Annotated in this window: 14 protein-coding genes; 4 read left to right on the forward strand and 10 right to left on the reverse strand. The window is 40.3% G+C overall.

Translation table 11 applies throughout. The features are described from left to right. Window positions 1–328: 328 nt before the first annotated feature. The 3 genes from A7967_RS19485 to metE all read right to left on the reverse strand — a co-directional run bounded on the left by A7967_RS19485 (window position 329) and on the right by metE (window position 4,990). Window positions 329–1,666: an ankyrin repeat domain-containing protein gene (locus tag A7967_RS19485; protein WP_064435997.1), complete on the reverse strand. Its 1,338-nt coding sequence runs from the start codon at window positions 1,664–1,666 to the stop codon at window positions 329–331. Between the two features lie 238 nt (window positions 1,667–1,904). Then, entirely contained in the window at window positions 1,905–2,507 is a 603-nt protein-coding gene (locus tag A7967_RS19490) for an MlaC/ttg2D family ABC transporter substrate-binding protein (RefSeq protein WP_064435998.1), read from the reverse strand. 209 nt (window positions 2,508–2,716) lie between these two features. Beyond that, window positions 2,717–4,990, reverse strand: coding sequence for a 5-methyltetrahydropteroyltriglutamate--homocysteine S-methyltransferase (gene metE, locus A7967_RS19495; RefSeq protein ID WP_064435999.1), 2,274 nt, complete (start codon window positions 4,988–4,990; stop codon window positions 2,717–2,719). A gap of 290 nt (window positions 4,991–5,280) precedes the next feature. Between metE and A7967_RS19500 the strand changes: the two genes are divergently transcribed. Next, window positions 5,281–6,168, forward strand: coding sequence for a LysR family transcriptional regulator (locus tag A7967_RS19500; protein WP_054205483.1), 888 nt, complete (start codon window positions 5,281–5,283; stop codon window positions 6,166–6,168). A gap of 52 nt (window positions 6,169–6,220) precedes the next feature. Beyond that, on the forward strand, window positions 6,221–6,985 hold the full coding sequence (locus A7967_RS19505) for a YdcF family protein (protein WP_064436000.1): 765 nt from the start codon (window positions 6,221–6,223) through the stop codon (window positions 6,983–6,985). Between the two features lie 28 nt (window positions 6,986–7,013). On the opposite strand, the gene A7967_RS19510 is transcribed toward A7967_RS19505, so the two are convergent. Then, entirely contained in the window at window positions 7,014–7,766 is a 753-nt protein-coding gene (locus A7967_RS19510) for a Nif3-like dinuclear metal center hexameric protein (RefSeq protein WP_054205485.1), read from the reverse strand. 149 nt (window positions 7,767–7,915) lie between these two features. On the opposite strand from A7967_RS19510, the gene A7967_RS19515 reads away from it, so the two are divergent. Continuing rightward, window positions 7,916–8,278: a hypothetical protein gene (locus A7967_RS19515; protein ID WP_064436001.1), complete on the forward strand. Its 363-nt coding sequence runs from the start codon at window positions 7,916–7,918 to the stop codon at window positions 8,276–8,278. 30 nt (window positions 8,279–8,308) lie between these two features. On the opposite strand, the gene A7967_RS19520 is transcribed toward A7967_RS19515, so the two are convergent. Further along, window positions 8,309–8,785 (reverse strand): HPP family protein, encoded by a 477-nt coding sequence (locus A7967_RS19520; RefSeq protein WP_064436002.1) that lies wholly within the window; start codon window positions 8,783–8,785, stop codon window positions 8,309–8,311. A 100-nt stretch (window positions 8,786–8,885) separates the two neighbouring features. Between A7967_RS19520 and A7967_RS19525 the strand changes: the two genes are divergently transcribed. Continuing rightward, window positions 8,886–9,503 carry a TetR/AcrR family transcriptional regulator gene (locus A7967_RS19525; RefSeq protein ID WP_054205488.1) on the forward strand — a complete coding sequence of 206 codons (618 nt, stop codon included), beginning with the start codon at window positions 8,886–8,888 and terminating at the stop codon, window positions 9,501–9,503. 84 nt (window positions 9,504–9,587) lie between these two features. Here the strand turns inward: A7967_RS19525 and A7967_RS19530 are convergent, their stop codons facing one another. From A7967_RS19530 to A7967_RS19550, 5 genes are all read right to left on the reverse strand, one after another. After that, window positions 9,588–12,773: an amidohydrolase family protein gene (locus tag A7967_RS19530; protein ID WP_064436003.1), complete on the reverse strand. Its 3,186-nt coding sequence runs from the start codon at window positions 12,771–12,773 to the stop codon at window positions 9,588–9,590. Between the two features lie 97 nt (window positions 12,774–12,870). After that, window positions 12,871–13,695, reverse strand: coding sequence for a M90 family metallopeptidase (locus tag A7967_RS19535; RefSeq protein ID WP_054205490.1), 825 nt, complete (start codon window positions 13,693–13,695; stop codon window positions 12,871–12,873). Window positions 13,696–13,829: 134 nt separating this feature from the next. Continuing rightward, complete coding sequence (locus A7967_RS19540; protein WP_064436004.1) at window positions 13,830–15,047, reverse strand: M23 family metallopeptidase; 1,218 nt, start codon at window positions 15,045–15,047, stop codon at window positions 13,830–13,832. Window positions 15,048–15,270: 223 nt separating this feature from the next. Further along, window positions 15,271–18,162, reverse strand: a complete 2,892-nt coding sequence (locus A7967_RS19545; protein WP_082916350.1) for a ligand-binding sensor domain-containing diguanylate cyclase — start codon at window positions 18,160–18,162, stop codon at window positions 15,271–15,273. Window positions 18,163–18,324: 162 nt separating this feature from the next. Further along, window positions 18,325–18,966 (reverse strand): CatA-like O-acetyltransferase, encoded by a 642-nt coding sequence (locus tag A7967_RS19550; RefSeq protein WP_054454151.1) that lies wholly within the window; start codon window positions 18,964–18,966, stop codon window positions 18,325–18,327. Window positions 18,967–19,000 lie beyond the last annotated feature (34 nt).

Below are 19,000 nucleotides of genomic sequence, written 5' to 3' on the forward strand. Positions count from 1 at the left end.
TGTTTGGTATTTAGGCAAGGCAGAGCCTATGTCGTGTGGTTGTTCCCCATAAATAGGCGATAACGCAGTATAAATGCCAAACATGCGCTGCCCAAAGGGTTCTTCCTAGGGGCGATTGACTCTTTGTTGCCTACACGGATGTAGGTAAGGGACGTGAGCAGGACGCGGAAGCTTTGCTCGGTTTTTACTTATTCTCACATGGATGTGAGCCAGTAGAATAACGCAGGAGCAGTTATCGAGCCCGCTAGGTTAGTTACAAACCTCGCGCCGTGATTAAATCGCCCCTAGATTGAACGAATTTCAATCCACAAAGGTCAACACGCCCTAACTAAACGAGCCCGCTTAACGTTGCTAGCGCGACAATACTCGCTAAACCTAGCTGCCCTACTAAGCTAAACAATGAAAAACACCTTAATACAAACAATCCCCAAGGATGTTTAATATGTGGATATAATGCACACCGCTTTAAGCTCATCGCAAAGAAAAAACACACTAATGAAAACATCGTCAATGTTAGCGTTATTTCACTTTTACCTGACAAAGAATCATCAAAAAAGAAAAACAACTGAAATGGTAATAATAAAGTAACTATCGCATGTAGCCCGTGGACTTTCTTTATTCGCGTAAACTGACCATCTGGCGATAACTCTTTAATACCAAAATCACGTTCCAAGCATTTTACTAATTGTGTCGCTTTTATACTAACAGCAAGTCGATAACAACTTAACCCGTCAATATTTTGAGTCCTAAAATCATAACCTGATTTAAGTAATAGCACCATCAGAGGCTCATTTTTAGCAAACACAGCATAATGTAGTGCCGTATTACCTAAACTATCTTGCTGCTTTTTATCTTGTTGCTCCAAGAGCGTTTGAACCAAATTTACATACCCTTTCTCAACAGCCCACATAAAAGCCGTTTTTCCATTCTCATCAGCTAACGTCCCCGTTGCACCTTGTTCAATAAAGCGCATCGCCATTGTCTGTTTTGCAGTTTTAAAACTCAAATGAGCAAGTAAGGCCTGCTCTAATAGCATGACCGAATCAACATCCGGTGAAACTTGAGTCAGCAAAGTAAAATAGTCTTTACCACCTGCGACTTTTTTAGCCGCCAATTCACTTAGTTGCGAAACAGAATCAATTGAGTCAGGAATAAAACAGCTAAAACGCTCACGAAAATCAACTTCTTTCCATAAAGCTAACGCATCTTGCGCACTCACTTTGCTTGCTGATGATAAAGCGTGCTCAATAACCGTAAAATAGCGTTTAGAAAAAAGTTGAGAAATCAACGATATTGGCGTTTTAATTGCAGCTTGTCCGGCAACACTCGCATACTTTTCAAGACGCTGACAAAGCATAAGCACTAAGCTTTCTGGGGTATATTCATTATCATAATAATGATTTTTTGCAGCGTTAATATAATGCTGTGCTGAATCGTCATATTCACAAATATGCTGAAAATAACACTCTTCAAATGGCTCAAGTGGCGTTAACCAAGTTAAATAATAGATGGGAGGTAATACAGTGGTACAAACGCCATCGTCTTCTTCATTAGAGCGACAGGCTGGCCATGCTTCTAAAGCATCCAAAATGAATGCACCGTTTTGCTCAATAAGTCCTTTGACTAACAACGGGTATTCTTTAGGCCAAATAAGTACATTTTCCATTAAAAAAACATAACTCCAGTGTCTATCTTACTCAGGTATAAAGGTCAGTTCGCGAGTTTAACAACACCAAACTGACACTGCGCTTAATATAATAATTTATAGGCGCTTATTCTAGCACACCTTGATCGACACGCTAGCGCAAAGAGTGTGATTTTAAAAGAATAATAATGGTATTAATATAAAGCGACAAGTCACTTTCGTAACTTATCGCTTCTGGTTGGAGGCGGGATAAAAGTGCTTATTTACTACTCAGTTCGCGAGTAACTTGGTCAAGCCCTACTTCAGAAATACGTTGAATCACTTCTTTTTGTTTAGCACTCAATAAGGAAATACCTTCAGCAACGATATCATATACTTTCCAGCTACCATCTTTACCGTGGCGAAGTTTAAAGTGCAGGTCTATTGTTGGGGCTTGTGAATCTATAATTTGTGTTTTTACTGTTGTAAAATCCCCGGTGGTGACATCATTATTTTTTTCAAATTTGATCTCTTGCCCGGTATATTTCATCAGTGCACTGGCGTATGTCATTGTCAAATAGTGCTCAACCGCACTAATAAACCCTGTAGCTTGCGCCCGCTCTATGCCTTTAATATGCTTACCTAACAATTTGTATGAAACAAACTTCACATCTATATGCGGCATTAAATGCTTACTTACAATGGCTGACATCTCATGCTTTGACGCATTACCTTGGCTATTAACTTTACCTATATCACTAAATAACTGGTCCCCAATAGAGACTAATAATTGCTGTGGATCTTTTGCTGTTTGCGTCTGAGCCATCAAAGAAACGCTAAAAAGTAAAGTCAGTAAAAACACACCGCGGCTAAGTAATTTCATGTTGATTAGACCCTTAATAATTCTGATATGCTAATTTACTTGCTCACTAAGAGAATAAAAAGACACAATAGTGAACATAATTAATGCCAATCAGGCACCAATCAATTTAATTCTTTACTATCATAATGTTAGATAGAAACGACAACTACACATAAAACTAAACAAAAAGCCCTAGGGCTTAACAGCGTAAAGAGGTTTACTTTAAGCGTTTACTTTAGTTCTTCACGCAGTTCTTTAGTCGCTTTAACCATGTTATCAAGTGCTTGGCGGGTTTCTTCCCATCCACGTGTTTTTAAACCACAATCTGGATTCACCCACAAACGCTCAACAGGTATTTTACGCGCGGCTTTGTGGATTAACGCTTTGATCCATGCAGTATCTGGCACGTTTGGTGTGTGAATATCGTATACACCAGGGCCTATATCATTTGGGTAATCAAAGTTTTCAAATGCATCTAGTAGCTCCATGTTTGAGCGTGATGTTTCAATAGTGATCACATCGGCATCCATATCCGCAATAGCGGCAATAATACCGTTAAATTCCGCGTAACACATGTGCGTATGTATTTGTGTTTCGTCTTTCACACCACTGGCTGACACTCTAAATGCATACGCTGCCCACTCTAAATAGTCTTGCCATTGGGTGGCTTTGAGTGGCATACCTTCACGAAATGCAGGTTCATCAATTTGAATTATCTCAATGCCCGCATTTTGTAAATCCACCACTTCATCACGCAGCGCAAGTGCTATTTGATTTGCAATGCTTGGTTTATCTAAATCATCACGAATAAATGACCAAAACAAAATAGTGACAGGGCCTGTTAGCATGCCTTTCATTTTTTTACTGGTAAGCGACTGCGCGTATTGAGTCCACTGAACCGTCATTGCTTTTTCGCGTGAGACATCTCCCCAGATCACCGGCGGCTTCACACAGCGAGAGCCATAGCTTTGCACCCAACCAAACTGGGTAAAAGCAAAACCTTCAAGCAGTTCACCAAAATATTCAACCATGTCATTACGCTCAGCTTCACCATGTACTAATACATCTAAATCAAGCGCTTCTTGCTCTTCTACTGCGTAGCGGATTTCGGCTTCCATTTGATTTTGATAGTCAGTGGCAGATAATTCACCGGCTTTAAAATCACGACGCGCTTTACGGATAGCCTGTGTTTGTGGGAATGAACCTATCGTGGTTGTCGGTAATAATGGTAAGTTAAGTGCTCCATGTTGTTTTTCAATTCGCTGAGCAAATACATTCTCACGCTCCCCCTCTTTTACGGTTAACGCACTTACTCGTTGCTGCACTACTGCATTATTGACACGTGTTGATGTTAAACGTGCTTTTACAGGCGCTGAGTAAGTAACTAAATCACGGTTATCATTGATCTCAAGTGCTGCTTTTAACAATGACAGCTCTTGGCCTTTTTGTTTTGCGAAAGCAAGCCAGGAGCGTAACTCATCATCAAGCTTTTCTTCTTGCTCTAAATCAACTGGCGTGTGTAATAAAGAACATGACGGAGCAAGCCATAAATTATCGCCGCGCTTTGTTGCAATGTCTTTTATCGTGGAAAATACCGCATCGAGGTCTGCACGCCAAATATTACGGCCATTAACTACACCTAATGATAGAACTTGATCAGCGCTCAATAACGAATCAATCTGTGTAAAATCGACTTTAGCTGCAACACAATCAAAATGTACACCGTCAACTGGATAAGCAGCTATATCATCATAGTAAGCACTCACAGAGTCAAAATAACTAGCCAGTAACAACTTTACACCTTGACCTGCAAGTGCGTTAAAACTTGCTTTTAATGCATGGCGGTAATCATCAGACAACTCAAGAGCAAGAATAGGTTCATCTATTTGTACCCACTGAACACCTTGGCGCGCTAGCTTTACTAGGACTTGTTGATACACTGGCAACAGTTTTTCAAGTAGGCTTAATTTATCAAATTCTCTGCCCACACATTTTGCTAAATAAAGGTAAGTTACAGGGCCAACTAACACCACTTTTGCATTATGGCCTAATGCGTGTGCATGGGTTACTTGATCAAATAACTCAGTCCAACTTAATGCAAACTGCTGATCACTGCTAAGCTCTGGCACTATATAGTGATAATTCGTATTAAACCATTTCGTCATTTCACTGGCTGCACATGAACAACCGGTTGGCGCTTGACCACGGCCGATGCGAAATAATGTATCAAGATCAACGCTACCGTCTGTTTTTTGATGCCGCTTAGGTACAGCGCCGATAAGTAATGAGGTTGACAACACATGGTCATACCAAGCAAAGTCGCCAACTGGTAATAACTCAATGCCTGCATCGGCTTGTAGCGCCCAGTTTTTTGCGCGGATCGTTTTACCCTTCTCAAGTAACTCTGCTTGGCTGATTTTACCTGCCCAATATGATTCGACTGCAAATTTAAGCTCGCGTTTTGTGCCTATACGAGGAAAACCTAAGTTATGTAATTGTGCCATGTTAAAAACTCCATTCAGCTATTTAGATGGCTAAAAACTTACACCTCTCCCTTACATTACACAATTGATGCTTCCTCCTATTTAACTTGAGGTAATTTCATATAAATATTTTTATAAATCAGAATAAATATAATGACAACGCTGTCAAATTTGATGCTATAGTGAAGTTGTAAACGTTAAGTAAAACAAATGACATTCTTTAGCCATCTAGACGTTGAAGCATCTTCAATAAAGGCGTATTATGTCTGCAATCTGAGTTAACCTCACTTATACCATGAGAATTATTAAAGATGATTGATGTAAAACATTTAAAGACCATTGCGACCTTAAAAGAAACCGGCTCTTTGGTGAATACCGCCCGCGAACTATTTTTAACTCAATCAGCTTTATCTCATCAGATTAAAGATTTAGAAAACAAGCTTGATTGCCAGTTATTTGAACGTAAAACTCAGCCTGTGCGGTTTACACCCCAAGGTATGCTATTGCTTGAACTAGCGAGTGAAGTACTACCCCGCGTTGAAGCGACAAAATGCCGACTAAAGGAAAGCCTTAACCAGCCGATTTCGCAGTTAAGATTAAGTGTTGAATGCCATGCTTGTTTTCATTGGCTATTACCCACGATTAAAGAATTTAATAACTTTTGGCCTGATATTAAAGTAGATTATGAACGTGGCTTTAGCTACGACGCAATCCCTGATCTATTAAGCGACGAGTTGGATCTAGTGCTTACCTCTGATATCCGTGAACCCGATAAACTTGAATACGCACATTTATTTGACTTTAAACTTAAGCTGATTGTTGCCCCCGATCATGAGCTGGCAAAAAAAGCGTACGTTACTGCACTGGATTTGAAAAACGAAACCATTATTTCATACCCAATTCCACGCGAACGCCAAGATATATTTAAGCACTTTATTCAAAATGCACGTTTTGACGGCACCTTAAAAAACGTAGAGCAAGGCTTACTTATTTTTCAACTTGTCAGTGCGGGTATGGGCGTTGCGGCATTACCAGATTGGCTAGTAACGCCTTATGAGAGCCAAGGTTTAATCAAATCGATTCCCCTTGGCGCATTAGGGCTCACTCGCCCCATGTACCTTGCAATGAAAAAGAATATGCGGGATAACCCGGTTTATCGCCACTTTTTAAATACCTGTAAGTTAAATAACGGTCGATAAAATCAAGCGAACCCAGTAGCATACGTAAAACTCTTTTACTGATGCTACTGTGATGTTTGAACTTAAAAAAATCCTCGGCGCAATGCTCATGCCACTGCCCTTGTTCGGCCTAATATGTGCTTTGTGCTTTTTGATAGCTTTGCGTAACAACAAAGTCGCCGCATTTACTGGCTTACTCGTTACTTGCGCGCTAATGCTGATCAGCACACCGTTTATGGGCCAAAAAATAGTCGATCCTTCCACGCAACTTCAATATGTATTTAATTCTAAAAATCATTCAAAAATAGACAAGATAGTGGTACTTGGCTGCGATCTAATACCAAACCCAAACCTCAGTGCGAATAGCCAGCTGGGTAATTGTGCAAAAAGTCGTTTAGTAGAAGGCATAAGGCTTGCGTATCTTTATCCACACGCACAGCTTATTGTTTCAGGTGGGGGCTACGGCAAAGTCACCAATAGTCATTTAATGCAGCAAACAGCGATTAGCCTTGGAGTAAAAGCTAACCGTATAAAGCAAAACCCAGCAGCCATGGACACAGCCGACGAAGCTAAATTTTTAGCGCCTGCACTTGTGGATTTTAAAGTTGTGTTAGTCACATCATCGAGCCATATGCGCCGTGCAAAAGATTTATTTAACGCACAAGGGGTTGATGTAATACCCGCTGCGACTGACTTTTATGATTACTCTGCTTGGCCTGTCCATAAACAGTATGTCCCTAATGTAAATGTACTCTTAGCTGTAACACGTCAATGGCACGAAGTAATTGGCCGTGGTTGGATTGCAGTGCGCCGTTGGATTGATCCAGAGGCGCTGTAGTTTTCAATCAACAGAATTTGACTTATTTTCAAACTGGGTTATCTATATCAATAAAGGTAACGTCAAATCCATGTTGTTGTGCTAATAGCTCACCGAGCGCTTGGATCCCATAGCGTTCGGTCGCATGATGACCCGCGGCAAAAAAATCAATGTTTTGTTCTCGTGAACTGTGAATTGTTTGCTCTGATGCCTCACCCGTTAAATAAGCATCGAGTCCTTGGTTAGCAGCTAAGTCAATATAACCTTGCCCACCACCTGTACACCACCCTATGGTTTCAATTGGTTCATCACGCACTAAACTCACTAAGGGTTCTCGATTGAGTACCTCAGCTATTTTTTGCGCGAACTGTTCACCCGTCATAGGCGTTTTTAATCGCCCTTTTACTGCAACACTATTTGCTATCGGCTCTAAGCCGTCTGTCATTTCTAAATCGAGTAATTTAGCTAATTGTGCGTTATTGCCAATCTCAGGATGCACATCTAATGGCAAATGATATGCAAATAAATTAATATCATGATTCAGTAACGCACCAATACGGCGCTTTTTAATACCCGTGATAGGCTGTGCTTCGCCTTTCCAAAAATAGCCATGGTGCACTAAAATAGTATCTGCACCGAGGGCAATTGCAGCATCAATCAACGCTTGGCTGGCGGTTACACCTGTTACTATTTTTTGAATCCGTTCTCGCCCCTCAACTTGTAACCCATTTGGGCAAAAATCCTTAATTGAGTCAGGCTTTAAGATCGCATTTAATAACTGGTTAAATTCTCGACGTTGCATTTCATATTCCACATAAACGTTAGATTTTGTGCAAATTTTGGCGGTTATCTATTCAAAATGGAAGGGAAATCGCAAAAAATTGAAAAGTAGCCCAAAAATAGGTATAAATAGGTATTCTTAATCTGTGTTTACAACGTATAGGGTCTCTGATGAGCAAACTAGACAAAACAGAAGTGTTAAATGCCTTTGAAGCAGCATATGAAGCAGCCAATGGTAATAAACCTGAAATCACCACCAAACCTGGTTGGTACAGCATCGATGGCGGCAAAAATTTGCGCCTTGCAGAAGTTGCTGAATTAACTGAGCAGTTAACTTCAGGCGGTTCGTCTGAGAAAACAGTAAAAAAAGCGCCTGCTAAAAAAACCAAAACAAAAACGACTGTTCCAGCCGTTAAAAAAGCAGCATTTACTGTTACTACAGAAAATGAAGATGGCTACACAGCTGAAGAGTTTTGGATTGTGTACTTAGCGAGAAAAGAACATGACTGCCGCCTTCCACGCGGTGTTGTGTAATTTACAGCTAAGCAAACAAAAAAACCGCTCTTAAGCGGTTTTTTTGTGCTCACAATAAAGAGTCACTTTAACTATCAACCACGTACTCAAATAGCCACACACGACAATAAATACGGTGCCAATCAATACTGGCATAATTAAAAAGTCCCAACTTTGCCCGCTGCTTATAATTAAAATAGGATTGGCCCCTGCTGCTGGGTGAACTGTTTTAGTTAGCATCATCGCCGTTATTGCAAGACCCGTCGCTGTGGCAATACTAATAGGATCTGAGCCTATATAAGTGACAAACACGACCGCGATAAAAGCAGTGATCAAATGGCCTGCAATCACATTTTTAGCTTTTGCCAAAGGGCTATCTGGTATTCCAAAAACTAATACTGCCGTGGCGCCAAAAGGTGCCATAAGCCAGACCCCATAATTATTTACACTTTCTAAATACGCTAAAACCAACAATGTAAGCGCTGAAAACACCCCCGCAATGACAGCTTGATACGATCCATCATTCATAAATATAACTCCTAACCAAAAGTAGACCGACTTGTCTACACGCAAATGATAGACAAGTCGGTCTACTCATGTCAAGCTTACTTTTTTACAAGGAGCCATCATGGATAAGCGCACCCATATTATTAATACTGCACTGACAGCCTTCTATCAAAAAGGGATTCATGCGGTAGGTATTAATGAAATACTAAAAGAGTCTGGCGTTGCAAAAAAAACTCTTTATAACCACTTTGTCAGTAAAGATGAGTTGATTTGCGCCTGCCTTGAAGCCAGGGATAAACGCTTTAATCATTGGCTCAACGATCGGTTAAAAAACTGTGATACTCCTTTTGAAATCGCATCAGCGCTGTTTGGTTCACTCTCAATTTGGATAGATAATAAGGCCATAGAGCTTGGCGACTTTAATGGTTGTTTTTTTATTAATACTGCGGCTGAATTTCCACACAGCGACCACCCTATTGCAATACTTTGCAGTGCACACAAAAAAGCTGTTTTACAATTGCTGTTCGACAAGCTATCGCAAACAACACAATTTAAAAGCAAGTCAGAAAAAGCCAAGCAGTTAGCACAATTATTAATGACATTAAAAGAAGGTATGATCTGCCAAGCAAGAGTCATGCATTCTAGCAACCAACTATTGCAAGACCCATTATTACTACGACAACTTGTACAAAGCTATATACCCAAACCGCTTCAAGATGCAGACTTCAGCGTTTCATAGGGACTTAATATCAAGGCGTTACTTTGTTGTTAAAAAAATAAAGCGGCTATTTAGCCGCTTTTAATTAGTCTATAACGCTAATAATTACTTATCTTCAAAGTAAAGTTTATCGCGTTCTTTTTTACCAACTTCATTCATTGTTGCCGCATCAAATAAACGGCCGTTGATCATGGTGTAATCAACTTTATCTGTATCACGAATATTCGTCAGCGGATTACCGTCGATGATCATTAAATCGGCTAATTTACCTACTTCTAACGAACCAATATTTTGATCAAGGCCTATGTATTTGGCCGGATCAAGCGTCGCGGCGCGAATTGCTTGCAGTGGGGTCATTCCACCTTGGGCAAACATCCAAATCTCCCAATGTGCAGCCAACCCTTCACGTTGCCCATGCGCACCTAAATTAACTAGCACACCTAAATCTTGTAGCTCTTTTGCTACACGGGCATTATTAAAGTGATTGTAGTGATGATCGGGCGCTTTAACTCGACGCATTGAACGCGGTAACAATTGATTTTTAGGTACGAATTTACTTAAGCGTGGATGATTCCATACGTCCGTTTTATCGTACCAGTAGTTTTCACCCCAAATACCACCATACGCAACACCAAGAGTAGGCGTATAACCTACATCACTTTGTGACCAAAGCTGCTTAATATCGTCATAAATGTTTGCAACAGGAAGTGAGTGCTCAATACCTGTATGGCCATCAACCACCATGGTTAAGTTATGTTGTAATAACGATCCGCCTTCTGGCACAACCATCATTTCCAGCTCTCGACCAGCTTCTATCACTTGCTGGCGTTGCTCACGACGGGGTTGGTTATATGATTTAACACTAAACGCCCCCACTTTCTTTAAACGCTCTAAATGAAATTTAGCATCATCTAACGAATCAATATGCGACGTATACCCTGGCATATTGGCGCCATATAAAATAGTCCCGGTAGAGAAAATACGCGGGCCCACAATAGCCCCTGATTTTTGCATTTCACTTGCAGCAAAAATTTCAGTGGTATCATTAGAAGGATCATGAATGGTTGTTACACCTAATGATAAACCAGCTAGGTTCTTCCAGTTTTGCTCTGGAATAATTTCATTACTCGCTTGCGAGCCGTGAGCATGCGCATCAACAAGCCCTGGCATAATTGTTTTACCAGTTACATCAATGATTTTTGCACCTTTTGGAATGCTCACATCTGCTACACTGCCCAGTGCTTTAATATGCTTACCATCAGTTAGCAACACACCATTTTCGATAACTTGCTCACCTTTCATGGTGATAATACGCGCACCAGTTAAGGCTATCATGCCTTTCGGTTCAGCTATTTTGCGAGTAAAACTGATGTTATCGCCGCTTTCAACTTTAAAATCAGCGTCATCAGCTTTATTAATATCAAACAACCCAGCTAAGCTTGCGTGGTAAAGCTCAGGGCCGAGTGTCCAATATAGTTTATTGCTATTTGCACTCCAACTGATGCTTTCACCCGCACGTACTGAGAGCTGTTCAATCGGAAATTGACTATCTTTAGGGCCTATATTAATGGTTTTACCGCTTTCAACTAGCGGCGTAACAAATACTTTAAAACGCTCAGCAAACGCAAGGTATTTTCCATCAGGCGATACTCTAAATTCAGTTGCATGCTCAGATTCATACAGTTTACTGACTTTCTTAGAATCAAGTTCAACAACACTTAATGTTGGCTTTGGCCATGGACTCATAATGAATACACGGTCGTTTTGCGCACCAAATTGTGGTTGATAGCCACTTTTTGTAATTAGCTCAGCTTTGCCGCCTTTTGTGCTCACCGCGTAAATGCCTGTGTGTAACGACCAATCAGGGTTTAATATGCCGCCACCCGATGCTTTTCTATACACAACTGTTTTGCCATCTGGGCTAAATGTTGGCTCTACATATTTGCCCGGTTCAGTGGTTATGTCATCGCCACGCCCGCTGCGAGCAGATACAACACGAACAGCACCCTGCTCATTATCGTCCCATGTTACATAAACTATTTTTTTACCATCGCGAGAAAACTGCGCAAATAACTCAAAATGATCATCTTGTTTCGTTAAACGCTTTATTTTACCTGACGCTAAATCACGTTTATAAATATGCCCAAGCGCTTCAAAAATAGCGGTTTCGCCATCTGGAGATACCTGTACATTGCGCAGCATTTTTACATCAAATTCATCGGCATCAATATTTTGTGTAAAACGCACCGCTTTTTGAATTTTTTTACTTGTTTGTACTTCAAATGGTACCGTCTCAACATCGCCATCTTTCACATCAAGCTTATGGATTGTACCACCCGCCCAAAATACCAGCTCTTCATTATCTGGTGTCCAAGCAATTGTTGGATAAACGCCATGGATAGCCCATGTTTCTTGCATGTCACGCTCAAGTTTATCGTACAACTTTGTGTGCTGACCCGACGTTAAATCATATATGTAAAGGCTCGTTTGAAAATCATCTCGCTTAATATAGGCAAGTTTTTTACCATCAGGTGACGGTGTTGGACGAATCGCCCCACCCATACCACTTATAATTGTTTCGATCTCACCAGTTTGACGATCATAACGTTTAATTTTGTAGATACCCGCAACCGAGTCTTTTGAATAATGAAACGTTTTACCTGGAGTCGAATCATGCGAGAAATAAACGTAACGGCCATCAGGCGAAAACATCGGCTCACCTAAATCTTTTTGATCGTCAGCACGCTTAGTTAACTGTACACCTTTACCACCTGCTTTGTGATAAAGCCATACTTCACCCGCACCTAATGAACGACTTGCCGTAAAATGCTTACGTGCAACTAAATAGTCGCCATCAGGGCTCCAAGCAGGACTATTAAGAAGACGAAAAGTTTCGTTCGTTACTGCTGTTTGGTTTTCACCGTTTAAATCCATTAGCCAAATGTTATCGCCGCCACCTTGATCCGAGGTAAACGCAATATGTTTACCATCAGGGCTAAAGCGTGGCTGCATTTGCCATGCAATATCAGTTGTTAATTGAGTCGCCTTACCGCCCGACATCGCCATAGTATAAATATCACCGAGCAAATCAAACACAATGGTTTTACCATCTGGGCTCACATCAATATTCATCCATGTGCCTTGTGACACACTGATAGTCGCATCGACAAATTGCCCTTGTGGTGCATCAACTTGCCACTTTTTATCATCAGTACTTTCTTGTGCCTGTGTTTGACCATAAAGGGCCAATGACATTGCTACAGCCATTGTTGTATGGAGCATTGCTTTCATTGCTATCTCGCTTGTTCTTGTTGTTTATTAATATTGATTGCAACAAAAACGATAGCAACTTACCAGCGATATCTGATAAAGCGTCTTAATTTGGCGGTTAATGCCATTTAATTGGGTCAAATTGATAGTAGCCAACTAATAAGCTGTAAATTTCTGGATCGTAGTGTCGAAGTTCACTTGGCTTTTCTAAAAAGGTTTCAGTGATCACAGCAAAAAACTCCGCTTCATTTGTTGCACCATAACTATGGATAACATGAGGCATACTATAGGCAACGTGTGTTTTTAATTGATTAAAAGCACGGCTAAAAATGCGCCCCCACTCTTGATAGTCTGACTCTTTAGTGAGTAACGGAGTGCCGGTGGTTTTGCCTGTTTCTTGATCAAGCTGATGAGCAAACTCATGAAACACAAGGTTATGCCCATCGTTTGGTAATCTATTACCCTCAAGTACGTCGTGCCAACTAAGCACTAACGTGCCACCAGGCCAAGACTCTCCTTGACGAATAGTATTATGGTAGCTGACTAAGCCTGCGCTATCCCGGGATGTTTGTGGTGCATAATAAGCGCTGGGATAAAGCAAAATTTCTTTAACGTTTTGATAAAGTGGCCACGGTTTATTTAATACTAATAAACATGCATCAGCAGCAACAATTAATTTCATACCCTCATTGAGTTTTAAACCATCACAACCTATAAAACGTTTTTCATTCAAAAACCAAACAATATGGCGCTCTAGTTTCTCACGGTCAGCATCTGTCATCTTTTGATAAATAGGCATACAGCGTAACAACAGCGCTTTTTGTTTTTCATCTAAATGATAATCTTGATATTTTTTTTGCCACAAGCGATTTTGAATTACTGGCCAACGCCAATAAATAACCACAAACGCTACCAGTGCGAGTACTAACAATCCGTTTACCATTAAAGGGTCCTATTAACAGAGATAAACTATTAATATGTCCGCTTAGGGCAAAATTCAATCATTTCATAGCAGTTACATAAAAACCGCCCAAGAACTATAAGCGGTCTGTCGATTATTGCGCTAAACCCATAAACTTAACGATATAACGGTTGCCATGCACACGTGCGATAACCATAGCGCTCAAAATAGAAATTGTTGCAATTGCTATCATAATTGCTGTTACCAACATCAATACGATGACCACTTATATATTGATTATGCAATGATACTTGCTGGCCATTGTATAATAAAGTGAAGTGCACATGAGGGCCGGATGACTGTCCTCCTTCGCACAATGCCTGCCCCTTACTATTAGCATAACGGCCAAGCCATGCGCCTGGCTGAACATAATCGCCGCTGTTGTATTGCAAATTCGACATATGATAATAACTAGTTGAATAGCCACTTGAATGCGTCACACGGATATTACAAGAGGAAAAACGCGTAACGGTACCACCATGAGCCGCCTGCACATATGGTGTATTGCTACCCCAACCACCTGAGCCATTATTAAAATCAAGGGACGAGTATGGATACCCAGAACCGGTATTTGAATGTGCACCACCACTGTACCAATAACCAGATGGCCAAGGGAGGTTCATTGAAAAACTCGCTGCTGCTAACCGTGTATCATTATTTTGTACTGCGTGTATTGAAGGGGTTTGTAATTGCGCGTAACTATCTGGAAATAAACTATCAAAAGTAGTTAAAAATGCCGTGATTGCACTTTTCGAATTGCTTACTTCATCTTTATCCAACGTCAATTTTGAACGTTTTGCTAACACACTCACTAACGCTGCAGTGGCAGCAGTACTGCTACTTATGCTCGCGTTGCGAGTGATTTCAATACCTGTAGATTGCACATCTTGCCATTGTTTATACGCGTAGAAACGTTGAGCTAATTTAGTTACCACGTCTTCTATTTGTGCATCAAACCCTTGTTTATCTGATAAGTCTCTTAATGGCTTATTGATATCTGCATCTAGGTTAGAAAGTAAGCCACTTTGCTGCTCAATCAAGGCTAAAATAATTTTAGGATTAATGCTCGCATAACCAGCCCAATGCAATATGAGCTCTTTTTTTTCGTTAAGCGCTGGCGCATACAGGGTAAAGAAACTATCCCAATCTTCATTTAATAGGGTGTTATTAAATACAAATTGAGTATCGTCGACAGCTACCAAAGAGTTTAACTTTAGCGATTTAATTGATTGTTCTGAAAAGCTAAAATCTGCATGTCCGTGGCCTTTTGCTGATACTACAGACGAGATACCTAAAACACTCACTAATGCGATATTCATTATTTGATTTTTCATCTTTCATTTCCTTTTATATAGTAAAAAGATCCCAAAGAGGGAACAAAAGATATAGCACCAATGTTAATAAATGGTTAATTATATGTTTTTATGTTTGTATTAATAAAATTTATGTCCCTTATATAACCTCGTGTATAGGTTGTTTTTCACTCCAATAATTTGTACGAAAAATAAACTAAAATTAAATTATTGATAAAATGTAAAAACCAATGAGTTTTGAGCGTTAACTATTATTAACTTCGACACGGTTACGGCCGTGATTTTTTGCTTGATAAAGCGCCTGATCTGCCTGCGCAAGCAAGCGGTCATAATCATTAACAGTTAATGAATCTGCAACACCAAAACTCACTGTGACTGTTAAATCACTGGCAATATTTGAAAGGTCGTAGTTTGCAATTTTCATCCGTAGCTCTTCACAAACTAGAGCAGCTTGCTGTGCAGTTTTATTAGGGAAGAATAATGTAAACTCTTCACCTCCCCATCGAGCTATCTGGCTCGTATCAACCTCACTACATTCACTCAACAGATGAGCAACGACGCAAATTACACGATCACCAATAATATGTGACCAGCCATCATTTATGCGTTTAAAATGATCAATATCCATTATCGCAATAGCCAAAGGTAAAGATTGCTGCTTGAAATCCGAAAAATTATCTGCCAACCAAGTATCAAATGCGCGACGATTTGGTAAGTCCGTTAACTGATCATGTGTGGCCTGATGTGCAAACGCATCAGCTTGCTGCTGTAGATCTTTAGTTTGCTGTATTACTCGCAGGGTAAGTTCTTTTTCAATTTTTTTAAAGTGATATAGGCGGTATTTGTATAATGCAAAAGACAAAATAACCAGCGCTAAAAAAAGCATAACTTTAAAGCTTAACTTTTGCCAAAAATAGGACTGAATTACAAATGTAATACTCTTAGAATTATTTTGCCACTGCCCATTAGGGTAACCTGCACGGACAATAAAAGTATATTTGCCCGGTGCTAAATTGGTGTATTCGGTAATTGTTAACTGCTGGCGGTTTACCCATGTGTCATTGTAGCCGAGTAGTTTAGTCTGAAAGTTTAACCGCTGCGGCATAATAAAGCTCAAACCAGCATAATTAAACGATAACCTTGAAGCCCCTGGCGGTAGTATTATGTCCTTACCATCAAAAGCCAATGGTGTACTTTTACCATCAACATACAAGCTTTCTATGACTGTTGGTAATGATATTTGCGCTGCTTTTTTTAACCGTTCAGGCATAACAGTGCTTACACCATGTGCGGTTGCAAACCAAATACTGCCATCTTGGTGAAATGCAGCTGCCGGGTTTGATCCCCCATTAGCTTGGGCGCTGAGCATGCCATCACCTTCATCATATAGTTGATACTGAAGTCGTTTATTTTTACTTTTTTGGGGGTTATCAAGTAACTCGTTAACTTGTTGTTGTTTAACCTCAAGAATACCGCGATTACTCGATAACCAAAACGAATCCCCTTGCGCAACTAACTGGAAAAGTTTATCAACCGGTAGACCTTGTTCGCGTCCTAGAATAGCGATATCGCCAGTAACAATATTAAACCGTACTAACCCCCGATCAGTGGCCATCCACATTAAATCGTTCTGGGCATAAAACCCGAATGCATATTGAGCGTTAAATTGCTTAGGAAATGCTTGCTCTTTAAACTGACCTAATACGTTATTAAACATAGCAGCGCCCACACCCGTTCCGGCCCAAACATTCCCAAGCCCATCCAAAGCTAAAGCAATTATAAACTCACCGGGCAAACCTTGCTTAGTGGTATATTGCAGTGTTGTTCCATCGGGATCAATCCGGCTAAGCCCTGTCGCAGTCCCCACCCACAGGCGCTGTTGCTTATCAAATAATAAAGCCCTAACTTCGTTACTTGATAAGCCATTATCACGACTTTTAACCGGGTAAATCTTGCCATCAATTACCCGCATTAAGCCGCTGGTATAAGTGCCTATCCAAACATGTCCGTGTTGATCTTCAGCCAAACTTAAAATAGATAAAGGATCGCCCTTATTCGCAAGTGAAATTGATTCAACCTTATCACCCAGGATTCGGTTTAATCCTGTGCTACTGCCAATCCAAACACTGCCATCTGAGTGAGGCAGTACCGTTCTGACATAATCACCACTTAGCCCACGCTTTTTTGTCCATGCTGAAAATGGCGCTTCACGTAAACGGTGTACACCACCATTAGTCCCGATCCAAATACTGTTTTCACGATCTTGAAGTAACGATAAAATACGGTTGGCGGGCAAACCTGCGTCTGAATCAAGTCGTTCTAATCCCAGTTCACTGAGTCGGAATACACCTTTATTAATAGTCCCAAACCACAGAGCATTGTGGTTATCTTGCAATACACTTGAAATAGCAATGCCATCCAGCTGTTCATCAATACTAACAAACCGGTTACTCACATATCGCCATGCCCCCTTTTCTCCAGCGACGATTAATTGCCCTTCTTGAGACATAAATAATGTATATATTGGCCCTGTAGGTAAACCACTCTTAGGGGTAATTAATTTGGCTACTTTATTTTTTATTTGATATAAACCATCACTGGTTCCAGCCCAAATAGCGCCCTCGCCATCTTCAACCAATCGATAAGCACTTAAATTAATTAATACACTTTTATCTTCTTCATTCTCATCACGATAAGCCACCCCATCGCCCTCTAAGGCTAACCATATTTTGTTATCACTTGTTTTTAAGACATGATTAACCATTGCTGAGGCATTTTTCTGTGCAGACCAATGCCCTTTTCGTAGATGGCTAATGCCACCACGTGCGCCGCTAATGTAGAGGCTACCATCAGCTTGAGGAACTAAACTTCGAAGCCCTGAGTCTGGTAATCCTGTAATTTCTGAACGGGTGAATAGTTTAAACTCTCGGCCATTGAAGCGAGCAAGCCCTTCCCACGTTGCTATCCATATATAACCATCTTTTGTCTGTACAATACTGTTGATACTGTTGTGGGGTAATCCTGATCGTGTATTCCACGTTTCAGCAAAATAGTCATTAAGAGGCAAACGAGTTGCTTGCGCAGCTGCGCATTGGGGCGTTATCAACATCAATAAGAATAAACACACTCGTATCATTTTACTCAACGCCTTCGAATCCATGAATGACTACTTTGTTTGCAGCCGTAAAGTTATTGATAATGATTTGTAAACGCTTATGGATCATTATTTTTCTGTATAAGAATTATATTAACATACCACTTATTTTACTTTCATTAATTTAATTAATAACTTTATTTACTAATTCGTGTTTATAAACTGTGTAATCGCAACTTGCAGTTCATTAATAAACTTTGCAACGTGTAAACCATCCATTAGTGCATGGTGCACATCAATTGATAACGGCATTTTCCCCGTTAATTTATTTAACTTTCCAAATACCAATTTTGGAATACCTAAATTCGTCCCTTGCGTAAAAGCATGAGAAAAGCTCATAAAATCGAGCCATGGCAATACTGAGATATGAATTAAATCAGCTTGCCCTTCAGTCTGTGAAAAAGCATGTGAAAATAACGGCTGCAATTTTGCCGCTGTACTTACGTGTGTTGCATGGGTTTGAAAAGCAAAAAAACTATCTTGTTGTGTAAAATAACTAAATCTAAATGTGTCGTCTTGCGCCAGTTCGACTACGCTTGCACGCGCCGTGTTTAGTTGCCAAGGTGCATCATTAATAACTCGCTGCAACATAGGTTGATATCTATGACAAGCTTGTAGTGTTAAATAAATATAAGATTGAAAAAAAGAAATTTGCTGTGCTTTGCAGTAGTTATAAAGTGGCTGCATATCTAGTTGCACACAGACATTAAAATACGGTTGAGTAAAGTCTTTAAACAGTGAAAAGTGCTGTTGCCGCGGCCAAGTGGTTAAGTCGATAGGTGTCATTACAAATTACTATACAAGTCAGAGATAATTGTAT

Origin of the sequence: Pseudoalteromonas neustonica (assembly GCF_001653135.1) — a bacterium.
Lineage (GTDB): Bacteria > Pseudomonadota > Gammaproteobacteria > Enterobacterales > Alteromonadaceae > Pseudoalteromonas > Pseudoalteromonas neustonica.

What these genes read in the sequence shown, in the direction of transcription:
- A7967_RS19530 (WP_064436003.1), bottom strand. Translation starts at nt 12,773, where the DNA reads ATGAAAGCAATGCTCCATACAACAATGGCTGTAGCAATGTCATTGGCC.
- A7967_RS19520 (WP_064436002.1), bottom strand. Translation starts at nt 8,785, where the DNA reads ATGAATGATGGATCGTATCAAGCTGTCATTGCGGGGGTGTTTTCAGCG.
- A7967_RS19540 (WP_064436004.1), bottom strand. Translation starts at nt 15,047, where the DNA reads ATGAAAAATCAAATAATGAATATCGCATTAGTGAGTGTTTTAGGTATC.
- A7967_RS19550 (WP_054454151.1), bottom strand. Translation starts at nt 18,966, where the DNA reads ATGACACCTATCGACTTAACCACTTGGCCGCGGCAACAGCACTTTTCA.
- A7967_RS19525 (WP_054205488.1), top strand. Translation starts at nt 8,886, where the DNA reads ATGGATAAGCGCACCCATATTATTAATACTGCACTGACAGCCTTCTAT.
- A7967_RS19535 (WP_054205490.1), bottom strand. Translation starts at nt 13,695, where the DNA reads ATGGTAAACGGATTGTTAGTACTCGCACTGGTAGCGTTTGTGGTTATT.
- A7967_RS19490 (WP_064435998.1), bottom strand. Translation starts at nt 2,507, where the DNA reads ATGAAATTACTTAGCCGCGGTGTGTTTTTACTGACTTTACTTTTTAGC.
- A7967_RS19500 (WP_054205483.1), top strand. Translation starts at nt 5,281, where the DNA reads ATGATTGATGTAAAACATTTAAAGACCATTGCGACCTTAAAAGAAACC.
- A7967_RS19515 (WP_064436001.1), top strand. Translation starts at nt 7,916, where the DNA reads ATGAGCAAACTAGACAAAACAGAAGTGTTAAATGCCTTTGAAGCAGCA.
- A7967_RS19510 (WP_054205485.1), bottom strand. Translation starts at nt 7,766, where the DNA reads ATGCAACGTCGAGAATTTAACCAGTTATTAAATGCGATCTTAAAGCCT.
- A7967_RS19505 (WP_064436000.1), top strand. Translation starts at nt 6,221, where the DNA reads ATGTTTGAACTTAAAAAAATCCTCGGCGCAATGCTCATGCCACTGCCC.
- A7967_RS19485 (WP_064435997.1), bottom strand. Translation starts at nt 1,666, where the DNA reads ATGGAAAATGTACTTATTTGGCCTAAAGAATACCCGTTGTTAGTCAAA.
- metE (WP_064435999.1), bottom strand. Translation starts at nt 4,990, where the DNA reads ATGGCACAATTACATAACTTAGGTTTTCCTCGTATAGGCACAAAACGC.
- A7967_RS19545 (WP_082916350.1), bottom strand. Translation starts at nt 18,162, where the DNA reads ATGATACGAGTGTGTTTATTCTTATTGATGTTGATAACGCCCCAATGC.